At 63.4% G+C, this 544-nt stretch carries 2 protein-coding genes; one reads left to right on the forward strand and one right to left on the reverse strand.

Translation table 11 applies throughout. From position 1 onward, the window contains the following. A partial coding sequence (locus NBZ85_RS31680) for a transposase (protein ID WP_261563487.1) occupies nt 1–268 on the reverse strand: 268 nt, incomplete at its 3' end. A 133-nt stretch (nt 269–401) separates the two neighbouring features. On the opposite strand from NBZ85_RS31680, the gene NBZ85_RS31685 reads away from it, so the two are divergent. Beyond that, a partial coding sequence (locus tag NBZ85_RS31685; protein ID WP_261563488.1) for a helix-turn-helix domain-containing protein occupies nt 402–544 on the forward strand: 143 nt, incomplete at its 3' end.

A 544-nucleotide genomic window follows, 5' to 3' on the forward strand; every position in this document is an offset into this window, starting at 1 on the left:
CCGGGAAGTACGACCCGGACCGCAGCTTCGGAATCGCCAGATCAATCGTTCCCGCCCGGGTGTCCCACTCCCGCATCCGGTAGCCATTCCGACGATTCGTCCGATCCGGTGATATCTCCCCGTACTCCGCGCCACAGACACCGTCCGCCTCGGCGCCCATCAACGCCTCCGCGAACGCCTTCACCATCGAGCCCAACAGATCCGGACTCGCCGCCACCAGCTCCTTGCCGAACCCCTCGGCATCGGTCACAGTCGGACGCACGGCCATCGCGTTTCCTCCTCCTCGAGTTCTTGCCTGTTCTCGAAAAGGATCACGCGGTGGTCGCTTCACGTCACGGACCGCCACTCCGGCGAGTCGCTAGACGATCACAATCCGTACACCACGTCCGTGGACTCCACTGATCGAGGAGCGGGAGGTTATTTCCCGCGAGTTGGGCAAGAATCGTTCGGCGCGGTTCATCGCGAAGGCGCTCGGCAGGCATCACTCGGTGATTTCGAGGGAGATCGAGCGTAACGGCGGCGAGAATGTGTACCGGGCGGTGGA

The organism is Frankia tisae (genome assembly GCF_025403405.1).
Classification (GTDB): domain Bacteria; phylum Actinomycetota; class Actinomycetes; order Frankiales; family Frankiaceae; genus Frankia; species Frankia tisai.